The organism is Allobosea sp. BH3 (genome assembly GCF_025499465.1).
Lineage (GTDB): Bacteria > Pseudomonadota > Alphaproteobacteria > Rhizobiales > Beijerinckiaceae > Allobosea.
Genome location: NZ_JAIMCA010000001.1, coordinates 42,786 through 55,794 on the forward strand (window position 1 = coordinate 42,786; position 13,009 = coordinate 55,794).

Here is a 13,009-nt window from a genome sequence, read left to right on the forward strand (position 1 = left end):
GCTCCGCCCGGAAGTGACGCCCTGGCCCGAGGGCTCACGCAAAATCGAGCTGCACCTTGATCGCCTTCGACTTGTCGGCGGCGAGGTCGAAGGCCTCGACCGCGCGGTCGACGGGAATCGTCGCCGTCAACAGCGGCGAGAGATCGATGCTCCCGGAGCCGATCATCGCCACGGCCCAGTCGAACTCCTCATGGAAGCGGAAGGAGCCGCGCAAGTCGAACTCCTTCGCCACCACGACATTCATCGGCAGCGTGAACTGGCCGCCGACGCCGATCTGCACGATGACGCCGCCGGAGCGCACCACGTCGAAGGCGCCCGTCAGAGCATGCTGGTTGCCGGAAGCCTCGAACATCACGTCGAAGGCGCCCTTCTCCGCCCCATACTCCTCCTTGAGCCGGTCAGGCTCAGACGCGACATTGACCGTAGCCGTCGCGCCCATCTTGCGCGCCACCGGCAGCGGCCCGTCGACCACGTCGGTCGCGACGATCTCGGCCGCGCCCGCCGCCTTCGCCGCGACGATGGTGAGCGCGCCGATCGGCCCCGCCCCTGTCACCAGCACGCGCTTGCCCAGCAGAGGCCCGGCCCGCTTCACCGCATGGAGGCAGACCGAGAGCGGCTCGGCGAAGGCAGCCTCGGCAGCGGTGACGCCGGTCGCCACCTTCACCGCCTGCCGCTCCTCGAGGACGAGCACGTCGCGGAACCCGCCCTGCACATGGGGAAAGCGCATCGCCGAGCCGTAGAACAGCATGTCGGTGCAGTGCTGCTGCTGCCCCATCTGGCAATAGCGGCAATGGCCGCAGGCGCGGCTGGGATTGACCGCGACTCGGTCGCCCGGCTTCACGCGGCTGACCTCCTCGCCGACGGCCTCGACCCGGCCGGCGATCTCATGGCCCAGGATCAGTGGCTCGCGCACCCGGATCGTGCCGAAGCCACCATGCAGGTAGTAATGCAGGTCCGAGCCGCAGATGCCGCCGGCCTCGATCCGCACCTTGACGTCGCGCGGCCCAAGCTGCGGGGCGCTGGTCTTCTCGACGCGCAGATCCTTCTCGGCATGGATGACGACAGCACGCATGGTCTTCTCCCTGACGGCGCCGGCAGATGGGCTGGACGCCATTGTCTAATCGTTTGAAAACTGCTTACCCAAGGAGGCGCCTCCGGCGCAAACCGAAAGAACCGTCACAGGTCGCTCACGAGGATACGCCATGTCTCTGTCCCTGTTCAGTCTGGAAGGCAAGGTCGCGCTGATCACCGGATCGGGCCAGGGCATCGGGCTTGCGCTGGCGGAAGGGCTCTCGGAAGCCGGCGCTCATGTCGTGCTCAACGGCCGCGACAAGGCCAAGCTGGAGCGGGCGCAGCAGACTCTGCTTTCGGCCGGCCGCAAGGCCTCGGTCGCCGCCTTCGACGTCACCGACCATAAGGCAGTCCAGGCGGGCGTTGCCGGGATCGAGGCCGAGATCGGCCCCATCGATATCCTCATCAACAATGCCGGCATGCAGAAGCGCGCACCGATCACCGAGTTCCCCGTCGAGGGCTGGCACGAGGTGATGAACACCAACCTGCATTCGGTGTTCTATGTCACGCAGGCGGTGACGCAGCGCATGCTGCCGCGCAAGCGTGGCAAGATCATCAGCATCGGCTCGGTGATGAGCGAGCTCGGCCGTGCAACCATCATCCCCTACACAGCCTCGAAGGGCGCGGTGAAGATGATGACGCGGGGGCTGGCCGCCGAGCTCGGCAAGCACAACATCCAGGCCAACGCGATCGGTCCCGGTTATTTCGCCACCGAGATCAACACCGCCCTGATCGCGGACGAGGCCTTCTCGAACTGGGTCTGCAGCCGCACGCCGGCCGGGCGCTGGGGCGAAACGAAGGAGCTCGTCGGCGCCGCCATCTTCCTGTCTTCGGCGGCGAGCGACTACGTCAACGGCCACCTGCTGATGGTCGACGGCGGGCTGACCGCGGTGGTGTGAAGACCCGCTCGCGGTCATTCTCGGGCGAAGCGAAGCGCAGACCCGAGAATCTCAGAACGAGAGGGCGCGCGAGCTTCTTCCGGCAAGAGATGCTCGGGTCGAGCCCGAGCATGACGCGTTCTGCAGATCAGGCCGCCGCCTTCGTCACCGCCTCGACGACATCGTCCACCGCGCGCTCGACGAGGTCTCGGTCGTCGCCCTCGGCCATCACGCGGATCACCGGCTCGGTGCCGGAGGGGCGGATGACGAGGCGGCCGCTCTCGCCGAGAAGCTGCTTGGCCGCCTCGATCGCCTTGACGACCGGCTGCTCCTCGAGCGGGCGCCCCTTCTTATAGCGCACGTTCTTGAGGATCTGCGGCAGCGGCTCGAAGCAGTGGCAGACCTCCGAGACCGGCTTGTCCATGCGCTTCACCACCGCGAGAAGCTGCAGCGCCGCGACAAGCCCGTCACCGGTCGTGCCGAAATCCGAGAGGATGATGTGGCCGGACTGCTCGCCGCCCAGATTGAAGCCGTGGCTGCGCATATGCTCCAGCACATAGCGGTCTCCGACCGCCGTGCGTGCGAGCGAGAGGCCAAGGCCCGCCAGATAGCGCTCCAGCCCCAGATTGGACATCACGGTCGCGACGATACCCGGCGCTGAGAGCCGGCCATCCTCCATCCAGGAGCGCGCGATAACGGCCATGAGCTGGTCGCCATCGACCATCTGCCCCTGCTCGTCGACGATCAGGACGCGGTCGGCATCGCCGTCGAGCGCGATGCCGACATCGGCCCGCAATTCCTTGACCTTCGCCACCAGCGTCGAAGGATGGGTCGAGCCGACATCGCGGTTGATGTTGAAGCCGTCCGGCTCGTCGCCGATGATGATGACCTCGGCGCCCAGTTCCCAGAGCGCCTCAGGCGCCACCTTGTAGCCCGCACCATTGGCGCAATCGAGCACGATGCGCAGGCCTTCGAGGCTCATGTTGCGCGGCATGGTGCGCTTGGCGAACTCGACATAGCGGGCGGCGGCGCTGTCGATGCGCTTGGCCCGGCCGAGCTTCTGCGAACTGGCAAGCCGTGGCCCGAGATCGGCATCGACCAGCGACTCGATCTCGCGCTCGACCTCGTCATTGAGCTTGTAGCCGTCCGGCCCGAACAGCTTGATGCCATTGTCCTCGTAAGGGTTGTGCGAAGCTGAGATCATCACGCCGAGATCGGCTCGCATCGAGCGGGTCAACATGGCGACGCCCGGCGTCGGAATCGGGCCGAGCAGCATCACGTCCATGCCGACCGAGGTGAAACCGGCGACCATGGCGTATTCGATCATGTAGCCCGAGAGCCGGGTGTCCTTGCCGATCACGACGCGGTGGCGATGCTCGCCGCGGCGGAAGGCGAGCCCGGTGGCCTGCCCGACCTTCAGGGCGAGGTCGGGCGTGATGACGCCGTTCGCCCGCCCGCGGATGCCGTCCGTTCCGAAGTATTTGCGTGTCATGAAATGTGTTTCCGAGAGGCGCGTCGCGCTCATTTTCACGGTTTCTATAACCAAAAAACCTTTCCGCCTTCTCACAAATTATGACGGAACGTGACATGGGACCGGCATCCCGTCTCGTGCGCGATGGAGGTATGTCACCCCGAGCGGCCCTAGAGAGACTCGGGACTGGCTCGCGGATAGGAAACGATCACGAACGGAAAAGGGCGGCCTCTCGGCCGCCCTTTCCTATTCCTTCGCCGAACCGCGAGATCAAACCTGCGGTTGCGGCTCCATGCCGGCATCCGGCTCGCCGCGCTTGCGGCCCTTGCCGGCGCTCGGCACGGCCGAGCCGCGCGGGGCATGCGGCGTGTCGTCGACATCGCGCGAGGGGCGCTTGCCGGCGATCAGGTCGCGGATTTCCTCGCCGGTCAGCGTCTCGAACTCGAGCAGCGCCTCTGCAACATTGACGAACTCGTCATGGTGCTCGGTGAGGATCGCCTTGGCGTCGGCATAGCCGGTGTCGACCAGCTTCTTCACCTCGGCGTCGATCTTCTGCGCGGTCGATTCCGAAATCGCCTGGCTGCGGCCCATCGACATGCCCAGGAAGACCTCGTCCTGATTGTCGCCGTAGGCGACCATGCCGAGTTCGTCCGAGTACCCCATCTGTGTGACCATGGCCTTGGCCATCTTGGTCGCCTGCTGGATGTCGCCGGTGGCGCCAGAGGTGATGTTTTCGCGGCCGAAGGTGATCTCCTCCGCCACGCGCCCGCCCATGGCGACAGCGAGCTGCGAGGTGAACTCCTTGTACTTCATCGAGTAGCGGTCGCCCTCCGGCAGGAACTTGACCATGCCAAGCGCGCGACCACGCGGGATAATCGTCGCCTTGTGCACCGGGATGCCGGCCGGGACATAGAGCCCGACGATGGCATGGCCGGCCTCGTGATAGGCGGTCAGCTTCTTCTCTTCCTCGGACATCGCCATCGATTTGCGCTCGGCGCCCATCATGACCTTGTCCTTGGCGTCCTCGAACTCGGCATGGGTGACCATGCGCTTGCCGCGACGGGCCGCGAGCAGGGCCGCCTCGTTGACGAGGTTCATCAGGTCTGCGCCGGAGAAGCCAGGCGTGCCACGGGCGAGGATCTTGAGGTCGACATCCGGCGCCATCGGCACCTTGCGGACATGGACGCGCAGGATCTTCTCACGGCCGGCAACATCCGGGTTCGGCACGACGATCTGGCGGTCGAAACGGCCCGGACGCAGCAGGGCGGGGTCCAGCACGTCGGGACGGTTGGTCGCGGCGATGATGATGACGCCCTCGTTCGGCTCGAAGCCGTCCATCTCCACGAGGAGCTGGTTCAACGTCTGCTCGCGTTCGTCATTGCCGCCGCCGAGGCCGGCGCCGCGATGGCGGCCGACCGCGTCGATCTCGTCGATGAAGATGATGCAGGGCGCGTTCTTCTTGGCCTGCTCGAACATGTCGCGGACGCGGCTGGCGCCGACGCCGACGAACATCTCGACGAAGTCAGAGCCGGAGATGGTGAAGAACGGCACATTAGCTTCGCCGGCGACGGCACGCGCCGTCAGCGTCTTGCCGGTGCCAGGAGGGCCGACCAGCAGCACGCCGCGCGGGATGCGTCCGCCCAGCCGCTGGAACTTCTGCGGATCGCGCAGGAACTCGACGATCTCCTGCAGGTCTTCCTTGGCCTCGTCGATGCCGGCGACATCCTCGAAGGTGACGCGGCCATGCGCTTCGGTCAGGAGCTTGGCCTTCGACTTGCCGAAGCCCATGGCCCGGCCGGCGCCGTTCTGCATCTGGCGGGACATGAAGATCCACAGGCCGATGAAGATGACGAAGGGCAGCGAGTTGACGAGCAGCGCCATGAACCAAGGCGTGCCCTCGGAGGGCGCGCGGGCGGAGACCTGGACGCCCTTCTGCGCCATGGTCTTCAGCAGGTTCGGGTCGCCATAGGGGGCATAGGTGACGAAGCTGCGGCCATCCGAGAAGGAGCCGGAAATCTCCTGCCCCGCCACGACAACGTTCGAGACGCGGCCGGCCTCGGCCTCGTTGATGAGCTGGCTGTAGGGGATCTCGTTGGTGCTCGACCGCTGGCTCGGGCTCTGGAACAGCGTCACCAGAGCCAGCACCAGCAGGAAGATCACGACCCAGAGGGCGAAATTGCGAAAATTCGGATTCATCACCAGTCCGATCGGGCCTGCCGGTTCAACCGGATAAGGCCAAGGGTTTCCTCGACTAATCTAGGAGCGACCTGCCTCCTTGCCAAGGGAAACAGATCACAGGCCCGCACTATGATGTCGCAGGGTGAACACCGCGTCGCCGCGGCCCTTCGGGCATCAACGTCAATATGCCGCCGCTCCGGAGCGCAACGATGCAGCCGGACAATGTCCGTCTCAAGGCGGCGCCGGTCCTCTGGGCCTCCAGCAGCGCCTGCGCGCAATCCTCCAGCCGCTCCAGCCGGCCATAGGCCTCGCCGCCGGGCGCGACCGCATCGAGCGCCGATGCCAGCACGCGCAGCACGATCTCCTCGGGCTCCCGCGCCAGCGCATCGAACCGCAAGCCCATGGCTTCTCCGGGCAGCCTCACCGCCGCAAGCACCTCCTCGGCACGCCGCGACGCCGCCTCGTCCAGCCGCGCCACGCGTTGCGCCAGCCGCCCGAAGCGCTCCGCCGTCAGCCCCTGCTCGGCCAGAAACGGCAGCGCCTCACGCCAGCGCACGCGTTCGAAGCGCTGGTCGGCATTGCTCGGGTCCCGGACGAAAGGCAGGTTGCGCGCCTCGGCCGTTGCGACGAGCCGCGCCTTCGGAATGGCGAGCAGCGGCCGCACGAGCGGCACGCCGTCCTTCTCGACGCGGGCGCGCATGCCAGTGAGGCCGGAGGGGCCGGAGCCATGGGCGAGCCGCATCAGCAGCGTCTCGGCCTGATCGTCGAGCGTATGGGCCGTCACCAGCACCGCGCCGCCGATCCGCCGCGCCTCCCGCACCAGCAGATCGTAACGCGCACTGCGCGCCGCGGCCTGCAGAGCGGTGGCGGGCTTCAGGCCCTCCCATCGCAGTGTTGCATGCGGCACTCCAAGCCTCTCGCAAAGCGTCGCGACGGCCGCGGCCTCCACGGCGGATTCCGGCCGCAGGCCGTGATCGACCGTTGCGGCATGGAGCCTCGGCCGGCCCGGCATGCGTGCCCACTCGACGAGAAGACCAAGCAAGGCGATGGAGTCGGGACCGCCCGAGACGGCGACCAGCAGCGCCGCCTCCTCCGCCAATTCCCGAAAAAGCACGCCGGCCTCGGAGACCGAGACCGGCGGAAACACCTGCTCGATTTGGGGCGCAGCGCTCAAGCGCAGCCGGAACGGCGCCGCTCGCGGGCGACGCCCTGCCGCACCGAGTCGGAAGCCGCGGGATAGTCGACGCCGACCTTGGCATAGGTCGCGCAGGCCTGCTCCTTGGCGCCGAGGCCGTTGAGGGACATGCCGAGCCTGAGCAGGCTGTCCGGCGCCTTGGCGGCACGCGGCGATTCCCGCGAGATCTTCAGGAACTGCTCGGCCGCCTCGCGATAGCGCTGGCGCTGCAGATAGCTCTCGCCCAGCCAGTAGGTCGCGTCCACCGCCATCCTGTCGCGCGGATAGCTCTGCAGGAACTGACGGAACCCCATCTCCGCCTGCTCGTATTCCTTGCGCTGGAGCGAAGCGAAGGCGAGGTCGTAAGCCTCCTTCGCCGTGGCCGGGCCGCTGGCAGCGGCAACGCTCTGGCCGCGCGGCATGGCCTGAGGCAGCGCGCCCTGCGGCACCGGCCGACCGACGCCCTGCAGATCGAGCGGCTGGCCTGTCGCCGGCCCACTCGGCTCTTCATCCTCGCCCTGGATGATGCTGGCGATGCTGCCAGTGCCACCGAGCTGCTGCGGCGCGCCGGCCGCGCCCTGCTGCATCGTGGGATCGAAGGCGTCGCTGCGCTTTTGCCGCTGCTGTGCAGGAGCGGCCCCGGCCGGCGGTTGAGCCGACGGAGCGGCCGAGCGCCCGCCACCCTTCTCGTTCAGGCGGAAATCGACATCTTCCTGGAACTTGCGGAGCTGGTCGCTGAGACGGCGGTTCTCGAACTGGAGCTGCTCGATCTGGCCGGACATCTGGCGAAGCTGGTTCTCCAGCCGCGTCGTGCGGACGAGCAGATCGGCCGCATCCTGCGCCGAAGCGGGGGCGGCGCCGAACAATGCCGCTGCAACGGCGAGAGCGGTCAGGCCCGGGCGGGCGAGATGGCGGGCAATGATGAAGCTAAGCATCGATGAAAGCCGATTCCGAATATGTCGCACAGTGTTATATCACCTGCTCACCGCGGCCAAAATATGAACATCTTCATAGCCCGATGCGCTCGCAGGGCTAAATCGCCTCTGGCGCTTTGCCGGCGCCTTGCCTACATTGCGGGAGCGGGGCTGCCTGGTGCGTGAGAGACAGCATTCCCCGGGCCCATACGACTCCCTAGGGAGCTGTCCCTGTCCGGATCCCTTGGAACCGGACACACGGCGCCCACCTACTTTAGTAGGTGTCCCGGGATTCAAAACTCCACGGCCAAGGTGGCTCCGCAGCCCTCATGACGACGCCTTCCCCCCTCAAAGCAGCCTTGCGCGAAGCCGCGCTCACGCGCCGCGACGCGCTCGAGATCGACGACCGGCTCGAATGGGACCCCGAGATTGCCGCAGGCGTACTCGCGCTGCCGATCTGGGATAACGCATCCGGACCGGTCTCGGCCTATTGGCCGATGCGCTCCGAGGCTGATCCCCGCCCCGTCCTCGAAGAGCTGCACCGGCGCGGCCTGCCGCTCTGCCTGCCGGCCATCGTCGAGAAGCACATGATCTTCCGGCGCTGGGCGCCCTATGAGCCGATCGTGCCGGGCGGCTTCGGCACGCTCGTCCCCTCCCCGGCCGAGCCCGTGGCGAAGCCCGCCATACTACTTGTCCCGCTCGCCGCCTTCGACCGGCGCGGCTATCGCATCGGCTACGGAAAGGGCTATTACGACCGCGCGCTGACGGAGCTCGGCCCGGTCATAAGCGTCGGCATCGGGTACGCGGTGCAGGAGATCGCTGCCGTACCCGACGAACCGCATGACCAGCGCCTGGACTGGATCGTGACCGAACGCGAAACCATCCGCTGCAGTTGATTCCGCCGCGCCTTCGCGCGAGGGAAGGAGCTTCGAGGCTCCCGGATCAGTTCCATGCGTTTTCTCTTCCTTGGTGACATCGTCGGCCGCCCCGGCCGGATCGCGGTGCAGGAGCGCCTGCCCGGCCTGCGCGAGGCCTGGAAGCTCGACTGTGTCGTCATCAATGGCGAGAACGCAGCCGGCGGCTTCGGCATCACCGAGGCGATCTGCGACGAAATCCTGGCGGCCGGCGCCGATGTCGTCACGCTCGGCAACCACTCCTGGGACCAGCGCGAGGCTCTCGTCTTCATCGAGAGGCAGGACCGGATGATCCGCCCCGCCAACTACCCGGCCGGAACGCCGGGCCGCGGTGCGGCCGTGATCGAGGCGCGCAACGGCGCTCGCGTCCTCATCGTCAGCGTCATGGGTCGGCTCTTCATGGACCCGCTCGACGATCCCTTCGCCGCGGTGGAGCGCGAGCTTTCCGCCTGCCCGCTCGGCGCCGTCGCCGATGCGGTGATCGTCGATGTCCATGCCGAGGCGACGAGCGAGAAGCAGGCCATGGCCTGCTTCCTCGACGGCCGCGCCAGCCTCGTCGTCGGCACGCACACCCATGTGCCGACCTCCGACACCCGCATCCTGCCCGGCGGCACCGCCTTCCAGTCCGATGCCGGCATGTGCGGCGACTACGATTCCGTGCTCGGCATGCAGAAGGACGAGCCGGTGCGCCGCTTCCTGCAGAAGACGCCGGGCGCGCGGCTGGAACCCGCGACCGGCGAAGGCACGCTGTCCGGCGTCGCCGTCGAGATCGACGACACGACGGGTCTGGCGAAGGCGGTCTGGGCCGTGCGCGTCGGTCCCAATCTGAGCGAGGCCCTACCTACAGCCTGGATCGACGGCTGAAGCTGCCGCGTCACAGCAGCTAGGCTGCCGCACTCCTCGCGAGCAGGCCCGCTCCCAGCATCGCGAGACGACACACGGTTCGAGCCCCGACACCACCGATGTCGTTCTCCGGCACGAACTCGACGACGTTGAAGCCGATGATCGGCGCGCGCTCGGCAATGCCATTGAGCAGTTCGACGACATCGGCATAGCTGAGGCCGCCCGGCGCGAAGCCCGTGACGCCCGGGACGGCGGACGGGTCCAGTCCGTCGACATCCAGGCAGATGACGACCGGCACCCCTTCCGGAACACAGCCGCTCGCATGAGCGAGGCCCTTCGCCCGCAGGGTCTGCATGTCGACGATCATGGCACCCCAGGCTCGGGCATCCTCCACGTCCGATGGGCGGGCGCTGCCGATGCCGCGGGCGCCGATCTGCACCATCGCCTTCACGCCCTCGAGCTCCGAGACGCGCCGCATCGTGCTGGACAGCCCGAAGCGCTCGCCCTGCACCTCGTCGCGCCAGTCGATATGCGCATCGATCTGTACCACCGTGATGTCGCGATGCGCCGCGAAGGCTCTCAGGGCGGGGATCTGGACGCTGTCGTCGCCTCCGAGCAGCAGGGGCGCGGCACCCCGCGTCAGTAGCGCTGAATAGGTCGCCTCGATCCGGGCCCGGTTGCCGGCGAAATCATCCGCGTCGAAGACGATGTCGCCAGAATCCACGAGTGTCTTTCCCGGAGGCAGCAAGGGGCCGCCTAGATCGAAATCGTAGTGCGCACGATTGGGCGCATGCCGCTTGCTGACTGCGCGGATCGCCGCCGGCGCTGCCCCGCAGAGCGGCGCGCCCGGCCCATAGGGCGTAGCGCCTGCTGCGCCGATCGCCACGACCGCTCCTTTCGGAACGGCATCGACCGCGACGTTGTCGCCACCCAGAAAGGTGTCTCCGCCAGCGGGAGGGCAAGGAATATCGAAACGCATGTGATACCCCGGACGCGGCAGATGGCGACTATGCGGCTCGGTCCAACGTTGGGGCAACGGGCCGGATCGGGAAAGTGGCGATTGCGCCGTGCCGGCTTGCCTGCCGGTGAAGGCGGCGCCTATAAGCCGACAATCCGCCGCATGCTCTTATCCGGGGCCGCGAGCGCCCGTTCGACCGTTGCAAGACCAGAGGCTGAATTCCCATGGCCGGCCATTCACAGTTCAAGAACATCATGCACCGCAAGGGCAAGCAGGACGCGGTGCGCGCCAAGCTGTTCTCGAAGCTGGGCCGCGAAATCACCGTAGCCGCCAAGATGGGCATGCCCGACCCGGCGATGAATCCGCGCCTGCGCATGGCCGTGCTCGCCGCACGCGCCGAGAACATGCCGAAGGACAACATCCAGCGCGCCATCAACAAGGCGGCAGGCGGCGAAGGCGACAACTACGATGAGGTTCGCTACGAAGGCTACGGCCCCGGCGGCGCTGCCGTCATCGTCGAGGCGCTGACCGACAACCGCAACCGCACGGCCTCGGCCGTCCGCTCCTACTTCACCAAGTCCGGCGGGGCGATGGGCGAGAGCAACTCCGTCTCCTTCATGTTCAACCGCGTCGGCGAGATCAGCTATCCGCCGGAGGCCGGCGACGCCGACAAGGTGATGGAGGCCGCGATCGAGGCCGGCGCCGACGACGTCATCTCCGACGAGAACGGCCACACCATCCTCTGCGCCTTCGACAGCCTGAACGAGGTCTCCAAGGCGCTCGAGGCCTCGCTCGGCGCGCCCGCCTCGGCCAAGCCCGTCTGGCGCCCGACCACGACGGCCCCGCTCGACGAGGAGAAGGCCGCCTCGATGATGCGGCTGATGGAAGCCCTCGACAACGACGACGACGTCCAGAACGTCTTCGCCAATTTCGAGATCGCCGACGACATCATGGCAAAGCTCAGCGCCTGATCGGATCACCCGTCATTCTCGGGCGCGCGAAGCGGCGACCCGAGAATCTCGGGCAGGAAAAACCTCCGCAGCCTCCTGGTCACGAGATGCTCGGGTAAAGCCCGAGCATCTCGGCTTTCAGTTCCGCCCGATCACGGCGTCCCACAGCGGCAGGCTGATCAGCGCGCTGAGGAAGATCACCAGGTAGGCGATGCGGCGGAAGGTGATCTCGTTCGCGAGCCGGAAGCCGTGCGTTCCCACCCACATGCCGGCGCCATAGACCGCCATCAGCGGCAGGGCCATCGTCAACGCCGCCATGGTCAGGATGCCGCTGCGCCAGAGGATGGCGCCGGAGATCAGCGTCGCGACGCCGAAGAAGGTCTGGAGATTGGCGCGGGTCTTGTGCCGGTCGTTGCGCTGCGCGCCGAGCCAGAACACCGCGAGCGGCATGCCGCCGATCGAGGCCATGCCGTTGAACAGGCCCGACAGCACGCCGACGCCCAGCGAGAGCGGAATGCCCGGCCGGCCGTGATAGCGCCAGCCCGAGGCCATCAGGGCGACCGCGGTCAGGATCAGCACGGCGAGAATCCAGCGCATCGTCTCGCGGTCGAGCCAGATCAGCAGCCAGATGCCGGCGGGCAAGGCCAGCGTCGCGGTCACGAGCAGCGGGGCTACCTCCCGCCATTCGGCCTGCCGGGCGTTGCGTGCAGCGATCGGCAGGGCGAAGGGCAGGTCGATGCACCAGATGAGCCCCAGCGCCGCCACCGGGCCCAGGATCATCGAAGCCAGCGGCATGAACACCATGGCGAAGCCGAAGCCGGTGAAACCGCGCACCAGCCCGCCGAGCAGCGTCGCCCCCAACAGCACGAACAGGCCGGATGCGGAAACGCCGGGAAAGAACGAGGCGAGGAATTCAGGCATGATCCGGCAGGTCGGGGAGCTTGTGGGGCGCGTGACGCTTCGCACCAACGACGAAGCGGCCGGGGCGGCAACCCCCGTCGATGTGATGTGACCGATGCGCGGCGTTCATCGATCGCCATCATCTGGAAGTGGATCGTTAGGAAGCGGCATGGAACAAAGCATGTCCAAGGTCTAGGCTGATCCACGCATGAACCCACCGATTCGCATTCTCGGCATCGACCCCGGCCTCCGGAAGACCGGCTGGGGCATCGTCGTCTCGGAAGGCAGCAAACTCTCCTTCGTCGCCTGCGGCTGCATCGAGAGCGACGGCAACCTTTCGCTGGGCGAGCGCCTGCGTCAGCTCCATGAGGGACTGCACAAGGTCATTTCCGCCCATCGCCCGCATGAGGTGGCGGTGGAGGAAACCTTCATCAACCGCGATCCACAGTCGGCGTTGAAGCTCGGCCAGGCCCGCGGCATCGCTCTGGTGGTGCCCTCTCTGGCCGGCCTCGGCGTCGCGGAATACGCCGCCAATCTCGTCAAGAAGACCGTGGTCGGTGTCGGCCATGCCGACAAGAAGCAGGTCCAGGCGATGATCCGCGTGCTGCTGCCCAAGGCCGAGACAAGCTCGGCCGACGCGGCGGATGCGCTTGCCGTCGCGATCTGCCACGCCCAGCATCGCGGCATGAAGGCGCTGGTCGCGCAGTTGAAGGCGTCATGACGGCCATGCTGCCGATCGACATTTTCCGCGCCGCCCC

12 protein-coding genes and 1 other RNA gene are annotated in these 13,009 nt (G+C 67.2%); 6 read left to right on the forward strand and 7 right to left on the reverse strand.

The features are described from left to right. Positions 1-34: 34 nt before the first annotated feature. The gene (locus tag BoBH3_RS00215) at positions 35-1,072 is read right to left on the reverse strand and encodes an L-idonate 5-dehydrogenase (protein ID WP_262328745.1); all 1,038 of its coding nucleotides are present in this window, start codon (positions 1,070-1,072) and stop codon (positions 35-37) included. 130 nt (positions 1,073-1,202) lie between these two features. Here BoBH3_RS00215 and BoBH3_RS00220 point away from each other — a divergent pair, with 130 nt between their 5' ends. Continuing rightward, positions 1,203-1,970 carry an SDR family NAD(P)-dependent oxidoreductase gene (locus tag BoBH3_RS00220; protein ID WP_262328746.1) on the forward strand — a complete coding sequence of 256 codons (768 nt, stop codon included), beginning with the start codon at positions 1,203-1,205 and terminating at the stop codon, positions 1,968-1,970. A gap of 127 nt (positions 1,971-2,097) precedes the next feature. Here the strand turns inward: BoBH3_RS00220 and glmM are convergent, their stop codons facing one another. From glmM to ybgF, 4 genes are all read right to left on the reverse strand, one after another. Then, complete coding sequence (gene glmM / locus BoBH3_RS00225; protein WP_262328747.1) at positions 2,098-3,441, reverse strand: phosphoglucosamine mutase; 1,344 nt, start codon at positions 3,439-3,441, stop codon at positions 2,098-2,100. A 249-nt stretch (positions 3,442-3,690) separates the two neighbouring features. Then, positions 3,691-5,616: an ATP-dependent zinc metalloprotease FtsH gene (gene ftsH / locus BoBH3_RS00230; protein ID WP_262328748.1), complete on the reverse strand. Its 1,926-nt coding sequence runs from the start codon at positions 5,614-5,616 to the stop codon at positions 3,691-3,693. A 109-nt stretch (positions 5,617-5,725) separates the two neighbouring features. Next, complete coding sequence (tilS, locus tag BoBH3_RS00235) at positions 5,726-6,772, reverse strand: tRNA lysidine(34) synthetase TilS (protein WP_262328749.1); 1,047 nt, start codon at positions 6,770-6,772, stop codon at positions 5,726-5,728. Then, positions 6,769-7,707, reverse strand: coding sequence for a tol-pal system protein YbgF (gene ybgF, locus BoBH3_RS00240; RefSeq protein ID WP_262328750.1), 939 nt, complete (start codon positions 7,705-7,707; stop codon positions 6,769-6,771). The genes tilS and ybgF overlap by 4 nt, the downstream gene beginning before the upstream one ends. Positions 7,708-7,851: 144 nt before the next feature. Here ybgF and ssrS point away from each other — a divergent pair. From ssrS to BoBH3_RS00255, 3 genes are all read left to right on the forward strand, one after another. Then, positions 7,852-8,009: non-coding RNA, 6S RNA (gene ssrS, locus BoBH3_RS00245), on the forward strand. Positions 8,010-8,015: 6 nt separating this feature from the next. Beyond that, complete coding sequence (locus BoBH3_RS00250; protein WP_262328751.1) at positions 8,016-8,582, forward strand: 5-formyltetrahydrofolate cyclo-ligase; 567 nt, start codon at positions 8,016-8,018, stop codon at positions 8,580-8,582. Positions 8,583-8,636: 54 nt separating this feature from the next. Next, on the forward strand, positions 8,637-9,464 hold the full coding sequence (locus BoBH3_RS00255) for a TIGR00282 family metallophosphoesterase (RefSeq protein WP_262328752.1): 828 nt from the start codon (positions 8,637-8,639) through the stop codon (positions 9,462-9,464). A 19-nt stretch (positions 9,465-9,483) separates the two neighbouring features. Here BoBH3_RS00255 and BoBH3_RS00260 read toward each other — a convergent pair whose 3' ends face one another. Further along, the gene (locus BoBH3_RS00260) at positions 9,484-10,422 is read right to left on the reverse strand and encodes an arginase family protein (protein WP_262328753.1); all 939 of its coding nucleotides are present in this window, start codon (positions 10,420-10,422) and stop codon (positions 9,484-9,486) included. 203 nt (positions 10,423-10,625) lie between these two features. Between BoBH3_RS00260 and BoBH3_RS00265 the strand changes: the two genes are divergently transcribed. Beyond that, positions 10,626-11,372 carry a YebC/PmpR family DNA-binding transcriptional regulator gene (locus tag BoBH3_RS00265; protein WP_262328754.1) on the forward strand — a complete coding sequence of 249 codons (747 nt, stop codon included), beginning with the start codon at positions 10,626-10,628 and terminating at the stop codon, positions 11,370-11,372. 117 nt (positions 11,373-11,489) lie between these two features. Here the strand turns inward: BoBH3_RS00265 and BoBH3_RS00270 are convergent, their stop codons facing one another. Then, positions 11,490-12,272: a sulfite exporter TauE/SafE family protein gene (locus BoBH3_RS00270; protein WP_262328755.1), complete on the reverse strand. Its 783-nt coding sequence runs from the start codon at positions 12,270-12,272 to the stop codon at positions 11,490-11,492. Between the two features lie 187 nt (positions 12,273-12,459). Here BoBH3_RS00270 and ruvC point away from each other — a divergent pair, with 187 nt between their 5' ends. Then, on the forward strand, positions 12,460-12,972 hold the full coding sequence (ruvC, locus tag BoBH3_RS00275; protein WP_262328756.1) for a crossover junction endodeoxyribonuclease RuvC: 513 nt from the start codon (positions 12,460-12,462) through the stop codon (positions 12,970-12,972). The last annotated feature ends 37 nt before the right edge of the window (positions 12,973-13,009 follow it).

Excerpts from the sequence above, each read along its gene's own strand:
- BoBH3_RS00215 (WP_262328745.1), bottom strand. The coding sequence starts at position 1,072 with ATGCGTGCTGTCGTCATCCATGCCGAGAAGGATCTGCGCGTCGAGAAG.
- BoBH3_RS00220 (WP_262328746.1), top strand. The coding sequence starts at position 1,203 with ATGTCTCTGTCCCTGTTCAGTCTGGAAGGCAAGGTCGCGCTGATCACC.
- glmM (WP_262328747.1), bottom strand. The coding sequence starts at position 3,441 with ATGACACGCAAATACTTCGGAACGGACGGCATCCGCGGGCGGGCGAAC.
- ftsH (WP_262328748.1), bottom strand. The coding sequence starts at position 5,616 with ATGAATCCGAATTTTCGCAATTTCGCCCTCTGGGTCGTGATCTTCCTG.
- ybgF (WP_262328750.1), bottom strand. The coding sequence starts at position 7,707 with ATGCTTAGCTTCATCATTGCCCGCCATCTCGCCCGCCCGGGCCTGACC.
- BoBH3_RS00250 (WP_262328751.1), top strand. The coding sequence starts at position 8,016 with ATGACGACGCCTTCCCCCCTCAAAGCAGCCTTGCGCGAAGCCGCGCTC.
- BoBH3_RS00255 (WP_262328752.1), top strand. The coding sequence starts at position 8,637 with ATGCGTTTTCTCTTCCTTGGTGACATCGTCGGCCGCCCCGGCCGGATC.
- BoBH3_RS00260 (WP_262328753.1), bottom strand. The coding sequence starts at position 10,422 with ATGCGTTTCGATATTCCTTGCCCTCCCGCTGGCGGAGACACCTTTCTG.
- BoBH3_RS00265 (WP_262328754.1), top strand. The coding sequence starts at position 10,626 with ATGGCCGGCCATTCACAGTTCAAGAACATCATGCACCGCAAGGGCAAG.
- BoBH3_RS00270 (WP_262328755.1), bottom strand. The coding sequence starts at position 12,272 with ATGCCTGAATTCCTCGCCTCGTTCTTTCCCGGCGTTTCCGCATCCGGC.
- ruvC (WP_262328756.1), top strand. The coding sequence starts at position 12,460 with ATGAACCCACCGATTCGCATTCTCGGCATCGACCCCGGCCTCCGGAAG.